The 21,701-nt window shown below is 40.7% G+C and carries 18 protein-coding genes; 8 read left to right on the top strand and 10 right to left on the bottom strand.

Annotated features, from left to right (window positions below):
* Nucleotides 1-63: 63 nt before the first annotated feature.
* Both ACYVIL_RS08875 and metF read right to left on the bottom strand, forming a co-directional pair.
* A complete protein-coding gene (locus ACYVIL_RS08875; protein WP_460312235.1) occupies nucleotides 64-960 on the bottom strand; it encodes a virulence factor BrkB family protein in 897 nt (298 codons plus the stop codon).
* A 34-nt stretch (nucleotides 961-994) separates the two neighbouring features.
* Nucleotides 995-1,885 carry a methylenetetrahydrofolate reductase gene (gene metF, locus ACYVIL_RS08880; RefSeq protein ID WP_303471595.1) on the bottom strand — a complete coding sequence of 297 codons (891 nt, stop codon included), beginning with the start codon at nucleotides 1,883-1,885 and terminating at the stop codon, nucleotides 995-997.
* Nucleotides 1,886-2,071: 186 nt separating this feature from the next.
* Between metF and metJ the strand changes: the two genes are divergently transcribed.
* Nucleotides 2,072-2,389 (top strand): met regulon transcriptional regulator MetJ, encoded by a 318-nt coding sequence (gene metJ, locus ACYVIL_RS08885; protein ID WP_303471594.1) that lies wholly within the window; start codon nucleotides 2,072-2,074, stop codon nucleotides 2,387-2,389.
* Between the two features lie 254 nt (nucleotides 2,390-2,643).
* The gene (locus ACYVIL_RS08890; RefSeq protein WP_303471591.1) at nucleotides 2,644-3,819 is read left to right on the top strand and encodes a hydroxymethylglutaryl-CoA reductase; all 1,176 of its coding nucleotides are present in this window, start codon (nucleotides 2,644-2,646) and stop codon (nucleotides 3,817-3,819) included.
* A 179-nt stretch (nucleotides 3,820-3,998) separates the two neighbouring features.
* On the opposite strand, the gene ACYVIL_RS08895 is transcribed toward ACYVIL_RS08890, so the two are convergent.
* The gene (locus ACYVIL_RS08895) at nucleotides 3,999-5,243 is read right to left on the bottom strand and encodes a malic enzyme-like NAD(P)-binding protein (protein ID WP_460312236.1); all 1,245 of its coding nucleotides are present in this window, start codon (nucleotides 5,241-5,243) and stop codon (nucleotides 3,999-4,001) included.
* Nucleotides 5,244-5,656: 413 nt separating this feature from the next.
* Here ACYVIL_RS08895 and ACYVIL_RS08900 point away from each other — a divergent pair, with 413 nt between their 5' ends.
* Nucleotides 5,657-6,772, top strand: coding sequence for a hypothetical protein (locus ACYVIL_RS08900; RefSeq protein WP_460312237.1), 1,116 nt, complete (start codon nucleotides 5,657-5,659; stop codon nucleotides 6,770-6,772).
* 76 nt (nucleotides 6,773-6,848) lie between these two features.
* On the opposite strand, the gene rpmE is transcribed toward ACYVIL_RS08900, so the two are convergent.
* Nucleotides 6,849-7,061, bottom strand: a complete 213-nt coding sequence (gene rpmE, locus ACYVIL_RS08905) for a 50S ribosomal protein L31 (protein WP_216049138.1) — start codon at nucleotides 7,059-7,061, stop codon at nucleotides 6,849-6,851.
* A 203-nt stretch (nucleotides 7,062-7,264) separates the two neighbouring features.
* Between rpmE and priA the strand changes: the two genes are divergently transcribed.
* The 5 genes from priA (at nucleotide 7,265) to hslU (ending at nucleotide 12,747) form a co-directional block, all read left to right on the top strand.
* Nucleotides 7,265-9,439 carry a primosomal protein N' gene (gene priA / locus ACYVIL_RS08910; protein WP_303471583.1) on the top strand — a complete coding sequence of 725 codons (2,175 nt, stop codon included), beginning with the start codon at nucleotides 7,265-7,267 and terminating at the stop codon, nucleotides 9,437-9,439.
* 165 nt (nucleotides 9,440-9,604) lie between these two features.
* Nucleotides 9,605-10,198, top strand: coding sequence for an SPOR domain-containing protein (locus ACYVIL_RS08915; RefSeq protein ID WP_460312238.1), 594 nt, complete (start codon nucleotides 9,605-9,607; stop codon nucleotides 10,196-10,198).
* Nucleotides 10,199-10,457: 259 nt separating this feature from the next.
* Nucleotides 10,458-10,703 carry a hypothetical protein gene (locus tag ACYVIL_RS08920; protein ID WP_460312240.1) on the top strand — a complete coding sequence of 82 codons (246 nt, stop codon included), beginning with the start codon at nucleotides 10,458-10,460 and terminating at the stop codon, nucleotides 10,701-10,703.
* A 137-nt stretch (nucleotides 10,704-10,840) separates the two neighbouring features.
* A complete protein-coding gene (gene hslV, locus ACYVIL_RS08925) occupies nucleotides 10,841-11,365 on the top strand; it encodes an ATP-dependent protease subunit HslV (RefSeq protein WP_303471578.1) in 525 nt (174 codons plus the stop codon).
* A 53-nt stretch (nucleotides 11,366-11,418) separates the two neighbouring features.
* Nucleotides 11,419-12,747, top strand: coding sequence for an HslU--HslV peptidase ATPase subunit (gene hslU, locus ACYVIL_RS08930; RefSeq protein WP_303471576.1), 1,329 nt, complete (start codon nucleotides 11,419-11,421; stop codon nucleotides 12,745-12,747).
* Between the two features lie 164 nt (nucleotides 12,748-12,911).
* On the opposite strand, the gene ACYVIL_RS08935 is transcribed toward hslU, so the two are convergent.
* The 6 genes from ACYVIL_RS08935 to ACYVIL_RS08960 form a co-directional block, all read right to left on the bottom strand.
* Nucleotides 12,912-14,438, bottom strand: a complete 1,527-nt coding sequence (locus ACYVIL_RS08935) for a DUF3369 domain-containing protein (RefSeq protein WP_460312241.1) — start codon at nucleotides 14,436-14,438, stop codon at nucleotides 12,912-12,914.
* A 116-nt stretch (nucleotides 14,439-14,554) separates the two neighbouring features.
* Nucleotides 14,555-17,896, bottom strand: a complete 3,342-nt coding sequence (locus tag ACYVIL_RS08940; protein ID WP_460312242.1) for a CHAT domain-containing protein — start codon at nucleotides 17,894-17,896, stop codon at nucleotides 14,555-14,557.
* Nucleotides 17,897-17,928: 32 nt separating this feature from the next.
* Complete coding sequence (locus ACYVIL_RS08945; protein ID WP_303471571.1) at nucleotides 17,929-18,408, bottom strand: hypothetical protein; 480 nt, start codon at nucleotides 18,406-18,408, stop codon at nucleotides 17,929-17,931.
* 9 nt (nucleotides 18,409-18,417) lie between these two features.
* Entirely contained in the window at nucleotides 18,418-19,683 is a 1,266-nt protein-coding gene (locus ACYVIL_RS08950) for a peroxidase family protein (RefSeq protein ID WP_460312243.1), read from the bottom strand.
* Between the two features lie 2 nt (nucleotides 19,684-19,685).
* Nucleotides 19,686-20,333 carry a hypothetical protein gene (locus ACYVIL_RS08955; RefSeq protein ID WP_303471568.1) on the bottom strand — a complete coding sequence of 216 codons (648 nt, stop codon included), beginning with the start codon at nucleotides 20,331-20,333 and terminating at the stop codon, nucleotides 19,686-19,688.
* 60 nt (nucleotides 20,334-20,393) lie between these two features.
* Complete coding sequence (locus ACYVIL_RS08960) at nucleotides 20,394-21,155, bottom strand: RNA polymerase sigma factor (RefSeq protein WP_460312244.1); 762 nt, start codon at nucleotides 21,153-21,155, stop codon at nucleotides 20,394-20,396.
* Between the last annotated feature and the right edge of the window lie 546 nt (nucleotides 21,156-21,701).

Consider the following 21,701-nt stretch of genomic DNA (forward strand, 5'->3'; position numbering starts at 1 on the left):
TTTTAATTATGCTGACTAAACACTGTTGTTTATCCCTGAATTTTACTTTCTCACTTAGATAGTCTATTCAGAATTTTCGTCAGTCGGCATTAAATTACGTTCTTCGCCTGTATCTTCTTCTGGCATCACTCGCTCAAGTGCGCGGGTGAATTCAGCGCCCACTAGCACCAATATCCAACTTAAATATACCCAAACGAATAGTATGGGAATAACTGCAATCGCACCATAGATCACTTGGTATGAAGGAAAGTTTTCGACGTACATGGAAAACATTTTTTTAGATAACTCAAACAAGCCGGCGGCCAATACTGCTCCGGACAACGCATGTTTGTAACTGATTTGTTTGTTGGGCACCACCATATACAGGATAAAAAAGGCCACTACCGAGGTGATAAAAGGAACGACTTTTAACAACAGCGTACTAAAACCAGGGGTATATTCATCGGCGTAATTTGCCAAACCAACCAAATACGAACTGACCAGAACACTGACACCTATTAACAAAGGAGCCAAAGTCAGTACCATCCAGTATATGGCAAAGGTGTAAATGGCTGGGCGCTCACTTTTAGCTTGCCAAATTCTATTGAGGGTTTTATCGACATTAGAAATGAGGGTTAACGCTACCACCACCAGAAACGCGATGCTCAACGCCCCCATTTTAGAGGCGTTATCGACGAACTCCGTCATATGTTTCTGTAAAACGTCACCTGATGTAGGAATGAAGTTATTAAAAACAAACTCTTCTAAGTGAGCTCGCACTTCTGAAAATGCAGGAAAAGCAGATAGAATACTAAAAAATACGACAATAAAGGGCACCAACGAAAGTAAAGACACATAAGCCAGGTGGCCTGCGGATACACCGATATTGTCTTTTTGGCAGTGGTAGAGCACATTGCGCACTATTATGTAAACGTGCCCTAAGAATGCTTTTAATTGTGCAAACCCGTTTTGCTCCGTCATGCCACTCTCGTCGTTAACTTATCACCGCACTAGTTTATCCGTTTTGTGCTCGAACACCTAATAAATGACAAATGGCGTAGCTTAACTCACTTCTATTGAGAGTGTAGAAGTGGAAATCACGAATTCCTTCCTTGGCCAATACTTTAACCGTATCCATTGCGATACTTGCGCCTAGCAGGTTTCGCGTTGTTTGATCGTCTTGCTCCAACCCATCATACATTTTATGTAACCAGCTAGGCACGTGTACATTAGTAAACCCAGCGAATCGCTTCAGTGTTTGATAATTTGTCACCGGTAAGATGCCTGGCACAATGTCTAGGTCGATTCCCGCTGCGGCAGCACGGTCTCTAAAGCGCAGAAATACCTCAGCATCGAAGAAGAATTGACTAATCGCTTGGGTCGCGCCAGCTTCCGCTTTACGCTTTAAATTGAGCAAATCAAACTGCGCATTAGGGGCTTCTGGGTGTTTTTCCGGGTATGCCGCAACAGAGATATCAAAATCGGCGACATCTTTTAATAAGCTGACTAAATCTGCAGCGTACATCTCAGTTTTTTCAGTACCTGCCGGCAAATCGCCCCTTAGCGCTACGATTCGTCTTATGCCTGACTGCCAGTAATCTTTCGCAATTTGGATTAATTCCTCTTTACCCGCATCTACGCAGGTTAAATGTGGAACCGCTGCAATACCTGTTTCATTTTGAATTCGTTTAACCACGTCATGGGTGCGATCTCTCTCGCCACTGTTGGCCCCATAGGTCACAGACATGTAGGCTGGTTTTAAAGGCGCAAGGCGCTCTACCGATTTCCAAAGTGTTTGTTCCATTTGTTCCGTTTTAGGCGGAAAAAATTCAAAAGAAACATTGATATCACGTAATTCAGACAGCGACTGATTGAGTGACTCAATACCTTGTGCGTAAGAGACCATGCTGTACTCCAATAGGTAAAAAAATAATAATATCGATTCAATTAGTCAGTACTTTTCAGTGAAAACTAATATTAGCCGTTTAGACGTCTAAACTAAACTGAGAATGATAAGCCGTCAAGATGTTTAGACATCTAATAGACTTGAGGTTAGACTTTCCTCTTATAAGAAAGATAAAAGAGCAACAGTATGGCAAAATGGAACGGAAAATACATACATCCCTACGCTGAACACGGTAAAAAAAGTGAACTCGTAAAAAAAGTGACAGTGTCAATTCCGTTGAAGGTATTAAAAGTCCTTACGGATGAGCGAACACGTCGACAGGTTAATAACTTAAGACACGCAACCAATTCGGAATTGTTGTGTGAGGCGTTTTTGCACGCTTTTACAGGGCAACCGCTTCCAGATGACGACGATTTGCGCAAAGATAACCCTAATCGTATTCCAAAAGAAGCCAGAGAGTTAATGGAAGCCATGGGGTTAGAAGTCAAAGAAGTGGATGACTAAAGCAAGGAATAATTGGTTCAGTTAGTAAACTATGTTTTATTTGCGTCAATACTCAATTGTAAAATCCCAATATTGGTGCAAAAATAGTCAAGATTCGAGTGAATTTCATGATTTATTCATCTTTGTGTATTAATCTTGCCTTGGCAAGTAGATTGCATCAAGGCATTTAGATACAGGACATGAGTTGTTTTATTTATAAATCAACGAAATGAATAGATAGTCATATAAATATCGCCAATTGAGGACAAGCCAACATGGTAAAAACACCACGTATCCCGCGCAACACAATGAATGATCATAGTCTCGAGTGGGCCCAAAAACGTCGTGAATACCTTACTGAGCAAACTGGCACGGAACTGCCACATACAGGGCATTTTTCTATCGACCCTGAAGCGCTCCCAGGTAATATCGAAAATTTCATCGGTGTAGTACAGATGCCTGTAGGCATTGCCGGACCCGTTCAAGTAAATGGTGAGTATGCGAATGGATTATTTCATGTACCCCTAGCTACCACTGAAGGGACGCTAGTTGCTAGTTACAGCCGAGGTATGCGGGTGATTAACGAGTGTGGTGGGGTTAACACCACAGTAGTAGAACAATTCATGCAACGCGCCCCTGCGTTTATCTTCGCAAACGCCAGAGAAGCTCGAGAGTTTGGCAAGTGGGTTGATGAACATTTTCTAGCAATTAAAGCTGCCGCAGAAACAACCACTAGTATTGGTAAGCTTGAACACATTATGCAGTGGTCTGTTTCGAAAACACGTTATCTACGTTTCAACTACACCACCGGAGATGCTGCGGGTCAAAATATGGTGGGTAAGGCCACTCTGGCTGCCTGCGAGTGGATTGTCGCGAACTATCCTGAAAAATGTGAATATCTGTTGTCAGGCAATATGGATACGGATAAAAAGCACTCTCATCTGAATATGCTGCATTCTCGTGGTAAACGAGTTATTGCCGAGATCGTGTTGAAAAAAGACGTACTCAAAAAAATCATGAAGGTAGACACTAAAATGTTGGCTCGCGCTACTGTGCTGGCTAATACTGGTGCGTTGATGGCGGGTGCTGCCTATAATGGTCCACATTCAGCGAATGGGATCGCGTCGTTATTTATTGCTACAGGTCAAGATGAAGCTAATGTGGTGGAGTCCCACGCAGGTTTACTTTCTCATGAGTTGCTAGAAAATGGTGACTTCTACCTGTCAGTGACTTTACCTTCGTTAATTGTCGCAACTTACGGCGGCGGTACGGGGTTGCCTACGCAAAAAGAGTGTTTGGAATTAATGGGCTGTTACGGCACAGGTAAAGCCAATAAACTTGCTGAGATAGTTGCTGCAACAGTGTTAGCTGGGGATATTTCCCTTGCCTGTGCAGTGATTGGCGGTCATTGGGTGAGTAGCCACGATAAGTTTGGTCGCAATAGAGACTAATTAAACCTTAAAATCAGGCACCTCATATTCCCTTGGGGTGCACTGATATTCTAAGCCCATTCAAGTGTTATGTTTTAGCATTCGCAATAGTTGCTTTTGCACATTGGCGCATAAGCAACTAATCGCACTTATATGAGCTAAAAAAGAAGGCGCATTGCGCCTTTCCTTTGTGGCTAACATCAAGCCAAATAGTTTTCCGGAATCTCTGTAATTGCTGCAACTCCTGAATCGATTGCGGCTTGTGCAACCGCTGTTGCCACTCGTTTACACAGGCGAGGATCCATAGGTTTAGGAATGATGTATTGACGACCAAACTCTAAACTGTCTATGTCACTGGCATCGAGCACTTGTTGTGGAACGGGCTCTTTGGCAATACTGCGAATGGCATTAACGGCAGCAATCTTCATTTCATCATTTATGCTAGAGGCTCTAACATCTAATGCGCCACGGAAGATAAATGGAAAACACAGAACGTTATTAACCTGATTGGGATAATCAGAACGACCCGTTGCTATAATGATATCATCACGAGTTTGGTGGGCTAATTCGGGCTTTATTTCCGGATCAGGGTTTGAACAAGCAAAAATGACCGGATTGTCCGCCATTAATTTAAGGGCTTCAGCTGGCAAAACATCAGGTCCTGATACACCCACAAATACATCTGCTCCTTCCATGACATCTTCTAAAGTACGTTTATCAGTATTGTTAGCGAACATTAATTTATGGGGAGTTAAGTCGTCACGGCGGGTATGAATAACGCCTTTAGTGTCGAGCATATATATGCGTTCACGTTGCGCACCACATTTAATCAATAATTCCATACAGGCAACAGCTGCAGCGCCCGCTCCCATGCACACAATATTGACGTCACCGATATTTTTTCCCTGGATCTCTAAGGCATTTAGCATTCCAGCGGCCGTGACTATGGCTGTACCATGTTGGTCATCATGAAACACGGGTACTGAGCAACGTTTTATTAATTCTTGTTCAATTTCAAAACACTCAGGGGCTTTAATATCTTCTAAATTAATGCCGCCGAAGGTATCTGCGATATTTGCCACTGTATTGATGAACTCTTCGGTTGTACGGTGAGTGACTTCAATATCGATTGAATCTAAACCGGCGAAGCGCTTAAACAATAATGCTTTGCCTTCCATTACAGGTTTGGATGCAAGCGGCCCTAAGTTACCTAAGCCTAAAATGGCTGTGCCGTTGGTGATAACTGCCACAGTATTACCTTTGCCGGTATATAAATACGCTGCGCTTGGATCTGCGGCAATCTCTCTAACCGGCTCAGCCACACCTGGGCTATAAGCCAATGCTAAATCTGTTACACTTTCCGCTGGTTTAGTTAGTTCTACGCTAATTTTTCCCGGAATAGGTTTGGAATGATAATCCAATGCTTTTTGTCGAAAATCAGACATAACTGTCTAGGTCCTTACTTTGTAGGGTACATCCACTTATTGTTATATTAGTCATTAGTGGTATGTTTGGTTACGGGTAAATAATTGGTATCAGCTTATTATTTTAATTTTAACGCTGTTGTATATCTTTAAAGATATGGCAAAGCGGCTTTCACCTGTTAATGGAATGTAGCATAGCTCAAACCAAAGCACATATCAGATGAGACTATGAATACTATTCATGAATGTGATATGAGTTTGCAACTAAGCACATTCAGACTCATATTCTATCCTTTTATGCTATAAAAGTTTGAGTTGTTTATATATCGTTTCATTAGGTCATACTTCAAATCTTTCACTTGTGTTAGAACCCATATCCCTTTATAACGTGATTACCATACGCAACATAATACTAATCTAATTTTCCTTAGCCTATGACTGATAACCGACCGTTAATCAAACACATAAAAAACCATGATGCGTTATTCACCGATTTAGCGCTGATTAGAAATGCCCATGCTGCTGAACTTGGTTTTGCTGAATATGATTATCATAAAACGCCTAAATTTATGAGTTCAGATGGGCAGAGGCAATGTATCGAGCCTGAACGTAGCATCGTTTTGCCTAATTTGGCCATTCTAAAGGGGGTTAAATCGGTTCTGACCAAGGTATTACCTGGTCTCTCTTTAGTGGCAAAAAGCGATTTAGGCTTTCGTTATCCCACCGCTGCTCTTGCGGGCTTAGATGCCCCTTTTATTAAACGTTTCCGTTCAGAATATTTTCACCGTGTGGGCGAAGACCGTAATATTTGTCGACCAACAAATTTATCCTATGGGATCAAAAGTCGTGGTAAAGGAGATAATCGTCAGGAATATGAGATATGGGTACCAGACGATCAGCTTCAGCAAGATCCACTTCCTTTATATATTGAAAAGTATGGCGAAGATTTACCTGATGATGTGCGTGATTTTGCTACCCAAACACCTATGGTACATGGCTGGATGGGGGTAAAGCGGGCAGCATTTGAAGCCTTATATCATGACCCTAAGGTCACTGGTGATTTAGTGATCTGTTTAGGTTTTTCTGTTGATGTGTACAACATTGGTGCCCGACCAGATTTGTCTTTTTCTCAAGAGTTGCAAAGCTCAATAGCCATCAGCAATGTTGAATTGGAATGGGAAATAATGGGCTACTATGCACCCCATAATCATCCCTTTGAGCATGATTCAGTCTGGCAGGTTATTAATAATACACTTTCAGCAATTGGCGATCCCCTTGCTCAGGTTTACACCAAACAGATAATTCCAATACAAGAAAGTAAGACAGAACGTATTTTATCTGCCATTCATGCTCAGGGAATTACTTCTGAGCAGATAGCTAGCATGAATTTAAAACCTTGGGAGTTTTTACAAACAGCAAGCTCACATCGCCGCAAGCCGAAAGATCCGACTCGCTCTATTAATTTGTTAGGACGATTAAATCGTTTATTCTATCAATCAGAGAGAAAGTTGCCATCACTCAAACATATTCATGATGTAATTGCCCAATAACCTTGCCTTTGGACTAAACCTAATAGGCACAAAAAAAGGCGCTTGAAGCGCCTTTTCGAATTCGTAGCAGTTAGGCTTATTTTTTGCCCAATGCACCGAAACGTTTCTTGAACTTATCAACACGGCCACCAGTGTCAACGTTACGTTGCTTACCAGTGTAGAATGGGTGACATGCTGAACATACGTCTAGGTTCATGTCTCTCCCAAGGGTTGAACGAACAACAATTTTGTTGCCACAAGAGCAAGTTGCAGTCATTTCAGTGTATTCTGGATGAATATCTTGTTTCATATGGATTACCTCATTTCTGGGCCGTATCGCTATACAACCCGAAGTTGCACACCATACGCAAATTAAATTAAATAGCGGCTTGCCGCAAAGAGGCGCGCATATTAATGTAAAGGACTGTATTGATCAAGTTGTTTTTTGACTGTTTGTTAACCATATAGTGTCTTTGATGGCACTAAACCGTCTAGGATAATCGAATTTCGCCCATGCCCATTTATCAAGTTGCCCTGCCATTGCCCAAGCGACAATTATTCGATTATTTGTGTGAACAGAGTGGTTTACTGCCCGGGTGTCGTGTTCGAGTGCCATTTGGTCCAAGAGAACTCATTGGTATTGTTATTTCTACAACAGATGACTCGCCATTTTTAGACAAATTGAAGCCCATTAGCCAGGTTCTTGACCAGCAACCGGTTATCGACAAAAGCCTATTATCCTTATCTAATTGGTTAGCTAGTTATTATCATCACCCCATTGGTGAAGTTATGCACACCGTTTTGCCTGTGGCACTACGCAAAGGCGAGTCTGACAAGCCAAAGCCTATCCAAGTTCTAAGTTTAATTGTTGCTAATCAGGATGAAATTCCAGAACAGCTTAATCGCGCTAAAAAACAACGAGAGTTATACACTGAACTACTTGAGCATCCGATCGCGGTAAGTTCTATTCGACAGACATACACCGATGGCGTGATCAAAGGGTTGGTTGAAAAGAATATCGCCAAATTAGACTCTGTAGATCCTCAAAGCGAGACTGCAGAATTCATTCTCCCAGCAACTATTTCAAAACCTCAGCCTAATGTTGAGCAAGCCTTAGCTATAACTGCTATCAGTCAATCGTTATCTCGTTACACATGCTTTTTATTGGAGGGGATTACCGGCAGTGGTAAAACGGAAGTGTACTTACAAAGTATTGAAGAAGTCCTTAAGAAACAGCGGCAAGTCTTAATACTGGTTCCTGAAATTGGTTTAACACCGCAAACCGTAAAGCGTTTTGAAAAGCGTTTTGAGATTGAAGTGGGCATTCTACATTCCAATCTTACTGACAACGAACGTTTAGTGGTTTGGCAAAAAAGCCGCTCAGGCAAGTTAGGCATCATCATAGGCACGCGTTCGTCTATTTTCACACCTATGGCCCGTCCTGGTATGCTAATTGTTGATGAAGAACATGATGCGTCCTATAAACAACAGGATGGCCTGAAATACAGTGCTCGTGATTTAGCTGTAATTCGTGCCAAAGAGCATCAGATCCCACTTATACTCGGTTCTGCAACGCCTAGCCTCGAGTCTCTAAACAATGCATTATCTGGACGTTACCAGTTATTACAGCTCCATCAAAGAGCGGGAAATGCACTTCCGGCAAAACAGAATGTATTAGACATTACTAACCAACCCCTTACTGCTGGTCTTGCTGCAGGTATGTTGACACGTATTGAACAGCACCTAAAAGCCGGTAATCAGGTGATGTTGTTTGTAAATCGCAGAGGATTTGCACCGGCGTTATTGTGTCACCAATGCGGTCATGTAGAGGAATGTCGTCGATGTAATAAACCCTACACAGTGCATAAAGCATTATACAAGATGCAATGCCACCATTGTGGCGCGGCTAAATCGTTACCCAAGCAATGTAAAGAATGTGGCCATCAAGAATTAATCACCCAGGGAGTGGGGACAGAACAACTAACCATGTATTTGCAGCAACAATTTCCCCAATACAGTTCGGTTCGCATTGACAGCGACAGTGTGAGAGGGAAAGCCAAGTTAGATAATTTACTAACCGAAATTAATCGCGGTGCGCACCAGATTTTGATTGGTACCCAAATTTTATCTAAAGGCCACCATTTTCCGAATGTAACTTTAGTGGTGATACTAGACGCAGACGGTGCTCTTTTTAGCGCAGATTTTCGAGCCTCAGAGCATCTTGCTCAGCTGATCACGCAATTGTCGGGTAGAGCAGGCAGAGCAGAAAAACCTGGAGAAATGTGGTTGCAAACTCATCAACCTGGACACCCACTTTTACAAGATTTAATTCATAACGGCTATGGGCATTTTGCTCGATTTGCACTCAGCGAAAGAAAGTTAGCAAATCTACCGCCGTTTAGTTTTCATGGGTTGTTTAGAACTGAGTCTTTAAAAGCCCAGGATGGGTTTGAGTTTCTATCGCAAGTATCGCAGATGATGCAACATCCGCAGGTTCGTCTGGTTGGGCCTATTCCAGCTATTATGGAAAAACGTCAAGGTAAGTATCGAATGCAACTGTTAATGCAGAGTCAAAGTCGCGCTGTACTCAACCAGATTATTGGTCATTTTGCAGCTGAAATTGAAGCATTGCCGGCGGCTCGAAAAGTTCGCTGGTCAATTGATATAGATCCACAGGATTTCATATAAATCTTGGTTTTATTGTTGGTTTTATCACGCGGTTCACGATACTATTTGCCTTCACTCAGAAGTAAAATGCATCTACTGGGTATTCCAATTCAACTATTTCAATTGCATTTTCATTAGTTCAATACCTTAGAAATCAGACTCTCATTAATAAAAATAATTAAAAATATGGCACACAAAGATTTTGTAAAACGAGGTCAAGCACCTAAAAAGAAACCCACCAAAAAAGTAGAAAAGCCAAAACGTCCTTGGTTTCCGCTTTTCATTACCGTCATTCTTGTGGGTGGTTTCGCTTATTTTTTATGGGCTATAAGTCATCCAACTAATTCAGAAGATGATCCTGAAACTGAAATTCAGCAAGCATCTTCAAAAGCGTCTCAAAACAAAGCTCAGACGCAAAAGCTAGAAGAAAAAACCGAAGAGCAGGATGACTTGCCTGAAATGCCAGAAGAGGAATATATCTATCCAGAAGAACTGGAACACGGTAGCGTAGAGATAGATCGCAAAGAACAAGAGAAGTCAGCACGCCCATATTTGATGCAATGTGGTTCATTTAGACAGAAGCAACAAGCCGAGAAAATGCGTGCCCAGCTTGCTTTGCAAGGGTTAGAATCTTTGGTGAAAGCCAGTGAAGGAAAAAGTGGTCTATGGTATCGCGTCATTCTGGGTCCTTATGATTATAAACGAGATGCTGAGACCGACCGACATGTTATCCAACGCATCGGCATTGGATCTTGCCAAATTTGGTATTGGGATCTTTAAACTCATCAACATATTTGTAGCATGGTCTTTAGGCCATGGGATGTTGGGCCATGGATTTCAGGCCATGGATTTTTCACGGCAATGATTGCCGCGGGGCTAAAGCACCCGCCTACAGGATTCCCCCGTGGATTTATAACCCCCCTGTAGCATGGTCTTTAGGCCATGGATTTTTTCGCGGGGCTAAAGCACCTGCCTACAAGATTCCCCAGTGGATTGATAACCCCCTGTAGCATGGTCTTTAGGCCATGGATTTCAGGCCATGGGATTTTTCACGGCAATGATTGCCGCGGGGCTAAAGCCACCGCCTACAGGTTTAACATTCCATGGATTTTTTCGCGGGGCTAAAGCACCCGCCTACAAGATTTCCCCGTGGATTTATAACCCCCCTGTAGCATGGTCTTTAGGCCATGGGATTTTTCACGGTAATGATTGCCGCGGGGCTAAAGTCGCCGCCTACCTATTTGTAGCATGGTCGTTAGGCCTAAAAAGAGAAATTCGAGTCTAATCCACCTATATCGCCTTCATTTTTTAAGATACTTAGACCTTAGCGCTTGAAAATTCCTTACCGCTCCCCACATATACTGCATGAATCGTGACTCGCATATGAAGTGAGTCGAAAGTTGAGCCAAACAAGGAGCAGACGTGACTACCATAGTATCCGTACGCCGTAATAATCAAGTCGTCATCGCCGGTGACGGTCAGGTTTCGTTAGGAAACACTGTAATGAAAGGGAATGCACGAAAAGTGCGCAGACTCTACAACGATAAAGTCATCGCGGGTTTTGCAGGAGGCACTGCAGACGCTTTTACCCTTTTCGAACGTTTTGAAAGCAAATTGGAGATGCATCAGGGGCATTTAACTAAAGCTGCCGTAGAGTTGGCGAAGGATTGGCGCACAGATAGGATGCTGCGTAAGTTAGAAGCGCTGCTGGCGGTGGCCGACCATACGGCTTCTTTTATTATCACAGGTAATGGTGATGTTGTTCAGCCAGAGCAGGATCTTATCGCTATTGGATCCGGGGGGCCTTATGCTCAATCTGCCGCGACTGCACTATTAGCAAATACAGATCTAAGTGCCAAAGAAATTGCTGAAAAAAGCCTGACGATCGCCGGTGATATCTGTGTCTTTACCAACCACAGCCAAACTATAGAAACGTTAGATTACTAATTTTAATAGCACTGATTAAATTGCTTCAGTGCGACACATTTTAAAGGTTTTTTATGTCTGAGATGACTCCAAGAGAAATTGTCCACGAGTTGGACAGTCACATTATTGGTCAACAAGATGCCAAAAGAGCAGTGTCAATTGCCTTGCGTAATCGCTGGCGTCGTATGCAATTAGACGCTGAATTACGTCAAGAAGTCACACCAAAGAATATCTTAATGATCGGTCCCACTGGTGTGGGGAAAACGGAAATAGCCCGTCGATTAGCGAAGCTGGCAAATGCGCCTTTTATTAAAGTTGAAGCAACGAAATTTACTGAAGTGGGATATGTTGGTAAAGAAGTAGAGAGTATTATTCGCGACCTGGCGGATATCTCTATTAAAATGACCAAAGAACAAGAAACTGAAAAAGTGAAATATCGAGCTGAAGAAGCCGCTGAAGACCGTATTCTTGATGCACTTTTACCGCCGCCAGAAAATGCCTGGGGTGAAAAAGAAAAAGTTGAAGATAAAGGCACTCGTCAAACTTTCCGTAAAAAATTACGTGAAGGTCAGCTGGATGATAAAGAAATCGAAATTGACGTTGCCCTGCCTCAAGTGGGGGTGGAAATCATGGCTCCTCCAGGCATGGAAGAGATGACCAATCAACTTCAAGGGATGTTTCAGAATTTATCCGGTTCGCAAAAAAAGAAAAAGAAACTGAAAATTAAAGAAGCATTCAAACTACTTGTAGAAGAGGAAGCCGCTCGATTAGTGAATCAAGAAGAACTGAAAGAAAAAGCACTCTTTAATGCTGAGCAGAATGGCATCGTCTTTATTGATGAAATAGACAAAATTTGTAAACGTGAAGGCACTGGTAGTGCTGATGTTTCCCGTGAAGGAGTTCAGCGCGATTTACTGCCTTTAGTTGAAGGTTCTACGGTCTCGACTAAACATGGAATGATTAAGACTGACCATATCTTGTTTGTCGCATCAGGCGCTTTTCAGATGAGCAAACCGTCAGATCTCATTCCTGAATTACAAGGTCGTTTACCCATCCGAGTTGAGCTCTCTGCCCTGAGTGTGGAAGATTTTGTGCGTATATTGACTGAACCCAATGCGTCATTAACTGAGCAATATAGCGCGCTTATGGCAACAGAAGGTGTGAACGTCAGTTTCACTGAAGATGGCATCCGACGCATTGCTGAAGCAGCTTGGCAGGTTAATGAACGAACCGAAAATATCGGGGCGCGACGCCTGCATACTGTGATGGAGCGTCTGATGGAAGATATTTCTTTTGATGCTTCTGAAATGCAAGATGAGTCGGTATCTGTGGATGCACAGTATGTGAATGAGCATCTTGATAAGTTTGTCGATAATGAAGATTTAAGCCGCTTTATTCTATAAATTCAGCGCTTATTTTGAGATTAAAAAACGCATTCCTAGGAATGCGTTTTTTATGTTTACTGTTCGCAACAAGATATGCTTTGTGCTTAGAGGTTGCTGGCTGTCGCAACATTCAGATTATCAAGGGGTGATAAAATACCTTGAATACTAGAGTAAACAACTTACTAAATGCTATCCGGGAATTGTTCTCTAACTTGATTAAACTCACTAATATTACTGAGTAGTAAATCGACCAATTTAGGTTCGAATGCTTCACCTCGTTGCCCCTGAATAAAATCGATAATTTGCTGATGCCCCCAAGGATCTTTATAACAACGCTTACTGCCTAGTGCATCAAATACATCCATCAGTGCGGAAATGCGACCGGCTATATGGATTTCTTCCCCTTTAAGACCTTGAGGGTAACCCGTACCATCCCATTTTTCGTGGTGCTGTCTGGCTATGGTTGCACCTAACTGCAGAATGGGGTTATCCGTTCTGGTAAGCATTTCATAACCGATTTGCGCATGGGTTTGCATGACTTTCCATTCATCTTGACTGAGTTTGTCAGGTTTATTTAACACGTAATCGGGAATACCTACTTTGCCTACATCATGAAGAGGGGATGCCAGTTTAATCATTTCGGACTCGAAATCATTTAATCCGTAGAGTTTGGCGAGCATAAAACTGGTTTGTGCGACTCGTTTAACGTGACTACCTGTTTCTTTACTTCGCATTTCAACGGCTTCACCAATAATATAAGACAATTCCTTTTGAGACTCTTTGATAACATCACGCAGCTTCAAATTCTCATGAATGACGGCGATATTGTTGGCAAAAAATTCCAACAAGCTATGTTGCATGGACTCTAGTTGTTTACTCTGAGCCACGTAAAGTACATTTTCGGTATGCTGTTTGGTGGTAAAATATCCAATGAAATAGTCTTCTTCATAAATGGATTGCTTGAGGGCCAGGGCGCGTTTGATACGTCCCTCAATCTCTTTATTTAAGGGCGAGGAAGTATCAGATTGAGCTTGGTTCATGGCGAGTATATGTACGTCGCTAAAATGGTTACTGGCGTCTTTTGATACTGCGCAACAAATCACAGTTTCTTCATCAATACCCAACACTAGGGCGACTTGTTTTAAGATAGCAGAGCCAAATTGGGGAAGGGTTTCACATTCTATAAACTCGGAAGAGGCTGCGATGATTTTCTCAAGGCCAATCCTATGTTTTTCAATGATTAATATATCTCTATAACTGCGCAATGCAGAGTACACTGACGTTTTTAATCTAAGGGCGGTTAACTCTGTCTTGTTTTTATAATCATTAATGTCGTAATCACGGATCACACTTTCTTCGGGGGCTTCTCCAGGCTGCCCTGTGCGCAAAAACAGCCGAATTTTATGGTCGTTCTGTACTTCTCTGACCCATTTAACGAAATCTAAACCCGCATGAACCGTTTCCATAACCACATCAACAATGGCAACGGCAAAGTCTTCTGAACTAGTTAAGATCAGCTCTTTTGCTTCGGCAGCAGAATAAGCACTGTATAAGCGTAATGTGCCATTATCAAAGGTCAAATCATTGAGAACTATGCGGGTAATATTATGAACTTCAGGCTCATCATCAATAACTAAAATATTCCATTTGTTATCTAGGGTATCTTTTTCTTCAGGTAGATCTTCTGCAAATAAAAACCGTTCATTCATAAAAGTTCAGCCAAATTAATCAATTACAAAGGGAATGTTTAGGACATTACAAGTAAGTATAGATTAGTCTGAAATCATTAATTATGAAATGTTTTAGGGTAAATTTTTATACGATTTTAATCGTGCAGAGTGTTCTTCGCTAATGCTGAGCTAAAAATTTGACTGTCACCCTGATTTGACGAGGTTAAAACGAATCCAGCCCAATATTTAGGGTGTCTATATTTACCTGATGAGTGAAACCTATATTGGGTTAACTGCAAGGCCTTTGGTGCATCGCCACTCAATTCCAGCAAATTTGCATAAAATTGTTTAACGAACTCTGAGGTAGGTCTATCTTGAATTGCCCAGATAGTTCCTACTACAGTTTTTGCGCCTTGGGCTAAAAAGCCTCTGGTAATACTGCGCATTCCTGAGCCTTTATAATTCTTCCCTACCATAGTTTCGCAGCCACTCACAAACACTAAATCAGAAGATACGGGTTTGCTTAAAAGTTGGCTCAAACTCAAAAATCCGGGGGTAATATTACCTGCAATTGTTTCCCCTGCAGTTAATACGCCCACAATATCCGGCGACTTCTTGTCAAAATATCCATGGGTTCCAATGTGTAATATTTTTGAGTTTCGTACTTTATTTGACATCAAAAATTGGCTAGTTGCATTTTCTGCAAAACCTTTATTAATTTGCTGTTCAGAGAATAAATTCGCCACAAACTCTGCTTCCTTAAGCGTGCCGGGTAACGATGCTAAAGAAAGTCGTTCAGGTAAGGTGCCCATGGCTTCACTTTCTGAGCCGCTGAAATCAGGGTTGGCAAATATCGATATTTCGAAGGTTTCAGAGTCAGAAGCATGTAATTGTTCAAAATATGAGGTGGCAGATGTAATAAAAACAGATTGTGATGTTTCTACTAGCGGCTTATAGCGACCTCCTTTGCTATTGGTATTCCACATTGAAAAGGGCATCTTATGTAAACTTTCATCGGGAATAATTAGAATTTTATCGATGTGTTGTTGTTCAATGATATCTAGGGGTAACAAAGCAATATCTTGATACTCGGCATTTAACCAGGGCCTACTTGATGCTGAAGTACCCTTGACGTAATTCTCTACCATGTTTGCAAGTAAGGTCATTTCCGCCACTTTTTGGACCGATATACTAGTGCGGGTGACATAAAGCGAATACATGGATTGCCCATCAGAAAAATATCTAACCAGCATTTGCTCTGGTGGCAATAGTTGTTGAAAACTATCTAATGATATATGCGAAACTTCAACGTTATTATTTTGTTGGTTTAGCACTTGGGCAAAATAGTCATCTCTTGCTTCATAAAAACGCAACTTTTCATCTGCTGAGTCGGTTAACAGCATTCGTTTTTCTTCTGCTAGCCATACATTATAAAAAAGTTGAATTTGCTCGGCGTTATCTTTGGCTGCCTCGTCGATGGAAAATAGGTTTTTTTCTTGTTTAGGATCAACAGAATAAAACTTTTCTAAAACTTCGAATAATTTCGAATAGTGAGTATTTGATTCGTATTTAAATCGTTTAGAGTCGAGTAACGAACTAATATAGGTATTGATAAAGCTAAACCTCGCAGCATTCCAAGCCTGAGGATTGGCCACATTCGAGCGGCTTTTCTCTATTAATGACATGGCTTTGTCTGCAAATATATCTATCCATTTAAAGGATTTTTCTTGCTGACTTATTTGTACCAATAGGGTAAATACTTCAATTTGCTTTATCGGAAGTGTGGCGTCGTTAATGTTACTAACATTTTCATCGTAAAAACTATCGTAGCCCAGCAAAGCGGCTAATTCATCTAGTTCTTCGCGGTTACTTGGTTTGGCTAAATGGACATTATCTACTTTCAATTGTAGGATTTTGGCGTCTATCTTAGTGGTGTCAAGGGTCCGTGGATCATTGAATACCTTATCTAAGTGCGCGCTTGCCTTATTGAACTCTTTCTGTTTAATGGCTGTTTTGGCAAGCTCTACCTGCAATACAATTTGATAATAATCGTGCTGATCTTTTAATAAATGCTCAGCACACTGCAACCATTGGTTGGCCCCTTTAAAGTTACCCTGTTCTCGACTAGTCGCTCCTATCATTACCGCTGCTCGTGCAATCATTAAGTTCTGAGGGCCTAGTTTTAAACAGCTCGCGAGCTCCCATTTTTGACTAGACGAGGTCTTTTGAACTTGCTTTATGGTATCGAAAAAGTAACTTTCGCCAGTGTCAAACTCACCGGTTTGAAAGAGCAAAAAACCTTTGCTATATAACAATGGAGCGATATTGGACTGACTCGATGGAGTGCCTATATTTAGCCCTTTATTTAAGTAATTATGGGCTTGAGCGAATGCGCCTTGCCGATAAGAAGACAAAAACGCGTTACTATACAGCTCTGTCATCAAAAACTGGTATTGGGGGGCTTTTTCTGCTTTAGCAATCGCACTTTTAACGGTTTCTAAGGCTAAACTGTGCTTATCTTCGAAATTATAATAAAACCATAGGTGATGAAGAATATCTGCAGTTAACCAATTCGGTGTTTTCGATAGCGTTTCAAGTACCCTTTGATATAAATTTTTAGCGTAGATATCAAGGTCTATATCTGCTTGTTGATTGGGGGGCATATCTGAGAAAATGCGTCCGCAGCCGGACATAAATTTTGCTGAATTAAATAGGCTGCTGTGGTCATCAACTAGATTACCGTGGTGTTTAGAGTAAACATAAAGCGTAGCGGCTAGTTGCGCTGCAAACTTTACATCGACAGCGGTTTCTAATTGCTTTATTGGATCACTGTACCTAGTCCATGCATTACATTGTTCAAGAATGTCTTCGGCTCTAAACTTATTTAAATTAAAATTAATTAAAAAGCTAAGGTGGCCTTTTTGAGCTTTGTTCGCGTCTACCAAAAGGTGTCGAAGAGCCCAATCAGAAAAGTCTGTTTGTAAATTTGGGGTAGTGAATCGAGAGATGATTTCATAAGGCTGTTGATCATGGCTAGGCGATGAATCGGTTAACACTGCTAAGGCATTTTTGTGAGCGCCATAGTCCTCTTTATCTAACGGTATTACCTCTATTTTAGGCGTTTCTTTACTGTAATTTACAATGACTCTGATAGAGCTCTGTGCAATATTGGTTTGAGGTAATCGAATTAAAGAAAAGTACTGGTGGTCGCGATTATCGAGATGTTTTTTCTCAATGGATTGATTATTTACGAAAATTTCGACATCTAATAGCTGTTCTGCATCGCTAAGCTTGAATAGCGCAAACTGGCTCACTTGAGTGAAGGTGGAAGTTGTAGATTCCATTGCACTGCAAACAAAGCTGGTACAGAACAACACAATACAGTACGGCAGAATACGAAACATACTTAGCAAAACACGTCTTGATATAACAATGGTTGCGCCATTGTAACCTATAAATTCTGTTTGCCATAAGAAACTTGAGGTAAGTGTCACCATTAAACAGTGACACTTTTAATCATAACCTAGACTTAATCGAGGAGGTAAACGATCCAACTGTGTTTAGACTTAGCCATATTTCCATGTTTATCTTGCCAAATCACATGAGCCACAATTTCACTTTCGGGGTTATCATCTGCAGGTAGATAGTTGGTCCATTCTGTAATATGCCAACCCTCTAAATCGTCGAAAATAATGGTTGAGATACCATCGTTAATATTGACGAGCTGTGTTTTATCTTCATTCAGCACAAATACTGTATTATCCGACGCTAGCCGGAAAAGTTCCGGCCATTCATTAGCACTTGAACCATCTTGATTGACAGCGGTTTCCTGTACATAAAGCAAATCACCTATTTTTTGCTTACTGATCTCTATAAAGTATCTTCGATCTGGAACAAAAAACCATGGACTAATTTGTGAAACTATTTCTTCTAATGATTTAGTTGCCGCGGATTGGTCAAGGGCTTCAATACCTAACGCTTTGATCTCTCTTATAATTTGTTCAGACATGCAGTTTCCTTAGTTCACAGTGAAAAGCTTTTGCAAGTCTACATTGTTGTGCTCATCGAGCAACTTATCTTTCACTTCACTCAGTACATTCAATGCGTGGCGTTTATCATAGGTGCCATTTTTAAAGATGGTTAATGCTTTAGTATTTATGGCGTCATGCAAAACATCGGCAATAAGAATACTCCCTAGTTTACCTAGTCGCTCGCCATTATGAGTAGTTGCTGCCTCATGGAGTATGTATGTCCATAGTGGCAAATTTTGCATATTAAGTTCTTCTATACCCTCGAATTCCTTTGGAAGTTGAGTGAGGGGCATGAGTTGGAAAATGTCCCTAAGGGCGTCATCAGAATTGATTTTTTTGACGATGTTATATCCTGAAGGGAGCTGCTTATTCAGTCCAGCCAGCATATTTTTATAGATAATTCGAATCATTTCTGAATTATCCGAAGGAAATCGAATTCTCGACATGGCATCGGATAAAGATAAATCAATTTTATTGGCTTTTTGATTGTCACCAAAAAAGCGATGCCACTGGATGACATGCCTATCTTTTATTTTTTGCGAAGAGGTAAAGAGTGAGGTTAACGGTACTTCAGGTTGAAAACGCCTAAGTGCATAGCTATTTCTTACCATACTGTGACCAAAACGAAATGCGCTATTATGAAAATAGTCTAAACGCTGCTCTGGCTTGAATGGCAATTCAGGTTTTACCTGTTGATTAAAATACACGTCAAAAATGTGCGGATCCAACAGGTTCTTTAGAAAATACTCGATAGTCACAAACTGAAAACTGAGAATGGTATGACATTTCGCATTTTCGAAATCAAAATGATAAGGCGCTTCAATGAGTTGATTATGAAAATTTTGCCAGAAGCAATGAAGTTGACAAATAATATCGTTTATATCATTGCGATGCTCTGGAATTAGTGCTTGCCCCTGTTCATCTCTTACGACGTCGAAGCCTTTCACTCCTTGCCACTCAATTGAGCGCATTTCAAATCGATCGTTAACTATATTTTGATTACCACCATATAAGCTGTCGAGTAAAAGTTCGTTACTGATATTTCTGACTGCATGCTCAGGAAGTGTGGTGTGAGGAGCAATATCATGGGCGATCATTTGACCAAAATAAGTCATTCCCGCATCTAGGTTACTTGATGGTACCGTGTTGTTATTTTCCATTAGCTTTTCTGCAATTTGCAGTAAAACAGGGTCGCTTAAATAATCATTCTTCCACATTTTTTTTATTTTATGGGTGAAACTAAAGTCCAACATAACTAATCTCTTACTACTACTACCAGTACTTTTTTCTTTTTAGTGTTTGACTCATCAAGAGAGTATTCAATCTTCATCAAACCAGGCTGCAACATTTCTTTATACAGAGAAATAATTACTTCTCTATCGGTATTGGGTATGTATGTTCCTGTGTACGAAGGCTTTTTTTCGGTATTAGCGTAAATATCAACTTGATATTTATCGTTGGCATTGAATTCGTCTTGAAGGACTAAAGAAACTGATGAGGATATTTCATTAAGAGAGAAGCTTGCATCAACACTTGTGGTATTCCCTCTAACCGAAGAAACGTAAACCATTGAAGGCGAACTTAGCGTCTTCTCGAAAAAGCTAAAATGGTTATAGTTAAGCATTAAAGTGAACACTAAAATACAACTGCCCAAGGTCGTTAAACTTGCTCGAGTTGGCGTTTTAAATAAGGATTGCCAAAAACTGTTTTTAGGTTTCGAAGTTGTATTAATTAATGGCAATGTATTAATCAACATTGAGTCCAACTCCAATTGATCAACAATTTCAGAGTTCTCCATTAAATAGACTTCAAATTCTTCACTTTCTTCTGCACAAAGTTTGCCTTGCATATATCGATTGGCAATATCGTTATTTTGAATATATTCCTGATCCATTGGTCTCATGAGCACCTCTCATTTTCTCTGGTCAATAAACTACATATACATAGTTATTAACTGGCTGAACTAATCTTCCTTGTTGGTCTTAATGACTAAGTGCTGTGGGCCTTGAATTTCTCTCACCTTAGTGAGAAATAATTTTTCAATTGAAGGGGGGGGAGCAGATAAAGGATCATCTACAGGTATATCTAGTGCAAGGTTGTGCTCAGACGCTGAGAATTGTAGTGCCAAGGCAAACGCAAAAATTGAGGTTAAATTGGTTTTATCGAAATCAATATCTAGCTTATGTTGAACTAGTTGTTTTAATCTATTGCGTGCTCTATACAAAACTCTGTCAAAATGCTCAGGACTCAAATCAAATTCGTTGCAAATGACTTTTTTAGTTTGGCCATATACAAAATAGCGATACAACATATCGCGATCTCGTTGAGCGGGTAACTCATTAATTATTTGTTGTACTATTTCCAGTAGTTTTTCGGAATGAAGGGAATTGATTAGAGATTGTGATGGATCCGGGTATTCTAAGTCGATGGAATCAGAAAACTCGGTTTTACGGCGAGATTCTTTGCGAAAGTGAGCAATCAGCAAATTAATGCCAGTTTGACGAATATATGCGCCCAAAGCAGAGGAATTTTCTATCTTACCATTACGGATACTATCGATGACGATGAGGAAGGTATCTTGAGCAATATCATTGGCCAATTCGTCATCATCAGACTGCTTTTTTAAAATGAAAAAAAGGCTCTTCCAATATTTATTAACTAATTGTTGTTCAGCTCGAGTTTCGCCAGAGGCAATTCTGTCTACCAGATACTCAGACGTAATCATCCCAACCGTGTCTCCTACTGCTGACAGAACAATCAAATTATTGATCTACATATCGATTGATTGAAAGAGCAGACCAGAGTTTTAAAACTTAGTGGAATTTTGAACATGTTGCAACCGCTTCACGAGTGTAATTCAAAGTTTTTTCATTGATTTCATTGTGTTTTACCAAGATAGCTTAATTAATAACCTTCATATTTTGGGTAATTCAATTTCCCGCTGACCTTGGGTTAATATTTCATCATTTCAGCTCTTCAACTCAAACAGGATAAAACGTCATTTCCCCCGGCCTCTGTGTATCTGAAAAATCGATAAAACCCCCAAGCTTTCATGCAAACTTTTGGAGAAAGTTTCTATTTGAAGCTTTGTAATAATATGATCAATATCACAGGAATTTAGTGTGTTTTTTGATATTATGTCGAGGTTCGAAATTTCAAAATAAAATCATTACATTGAGTTGCTAAATTCTTAGCTCAGTCCAATGGTAATGAAAGATACCAAGAAGTTTATTTTTGAATGTGCGTGGGGCATACAATTCATCTGTCAGAA

The sequence above is a fragment of the Aliiglaciecola aliphaticivorans genome (genome assembly GCF_054782055.1).

Excerpts from the sequence above, each read along its gene's own strand:
- ACYVIL_RS08875 (WP_460312235.1), bottom strand. The coding sequence starts at position 960 with ATGACGGAGCAAAACGGGTTTGCACAATTAAAAGCATTCTTAGGGCAC.
- metF (WP_303471595.1), bottom strand. The coding sequence starts at position 1,885 with ATGGTCTCTTACGCACAAGGTATTGAGTCACTCAATCAGTCGCTGTCT.
- metJ (WP_303471594.1), top strand. The coding sequence starts at position 2,072 with ATGGCAAAATGGAACGGAAAATACATACATCCCTACGCTGAACACGGT.
- ACYVIL_RS08890 (WP_303471591.1), top strand. The coding sequence starts at position 2,644 with ATGGTAAAAACACCACGTATCCCGCGCAACACAATGAATGATCATAGT.
- ACYVIL_RS08895 (WP_460312236.1), bottom strand. The coding sequence starts at position 5,243 with ATGTCTGATTTTCGACAAAAAGCATTGGATTATCATTCCAAACCTATT.
- ACYVIL_RS08900 (WP_460312237.1), top strand. The coding sequence starts at position 5,657 with ATGACTGATAACCGACCGTTAATCAAACACATAAAAAACCATGATGCG.
- rpmE (WP_216049138.1), bottom strand. The coding sequence starts at position 7,061 with ATGAAACAAGATATTCATCCAGAATACACTGAAATGACTGCAACTTGC.
- priA (WP_303471583.1), top strand. The coding sequence starts at position 7,265 with ATGCCCATTTATCAAGTTGCCCTGCCATTGCCCAAGCGACAATTATTC.
- ACYVIL_RS08915 (WP_460312238.1), top strand. The coding sequence starts at position 9,605 with ATGGCACACAAAGATTTTGTAAAACGAGGTCAAGCACCTAAAAAGAAA.
- ACYVIL_RS08920 (WP_460312240.1), top strand. The coding sequence starts at position 10,458 with ATGGGATTTTTCACGGCAATGATTGCCGCGGGGCTAAAGCCACCGCCT.
- hslU (WP_303471576.1), top strand. The coding sequence starts at position 11,419 with ATGTCTGAGATGACTCCAAGAGAAATTGTCCACGAGTTGGACAGTCAC.
- ACYVIL_RS08935 (WP_460312241.1), bottom strand. The coding sequence starts at position 14,438 with ATGAATGAACGGTTTTTATTTGCAGAAGATCTACCTGAAGAAAAAGAT.
- ACYVIL_RS08940 (WP_460312242.1), bottom strand. The coding sequence starts at position 17,896 with ATGGTGACACTTACCTCAAGTTTCTTATGGCAAACAGAATTTATAGGT.
- ACYVIL_RS08945 (WP_303471571.1), bottom strand. The coding sequence starts at position 18,408 with ATGTCTGAACAAATTATAAGAGAGATCAAAGCGTTAGGTATTGAAGCC.
- ACYVIL_RS08950 (WP_460312243.1), bottom strand. The coding sequence starts at position 19,683 with ATGTTGGACTTTAGTTTCACCCATAAAATAAAAAAAATGTGGAAGAAT.
- ACYVIL_RS08955 (WP_303471568.1), bottom strand. The coding sequence starts at position 20,333 with ATGAGACCAATGGATCAGGAATATATTCAAAATAACGATATTGCCAAT.
- ACYVIL_RS08960 (WP_460312244.1), bottom strand. The coding sequence starts at position 21,155 with ATGATTACGTCTGAGTATCTGGTAGACAGAATTGCCTCTGGCGAAACT.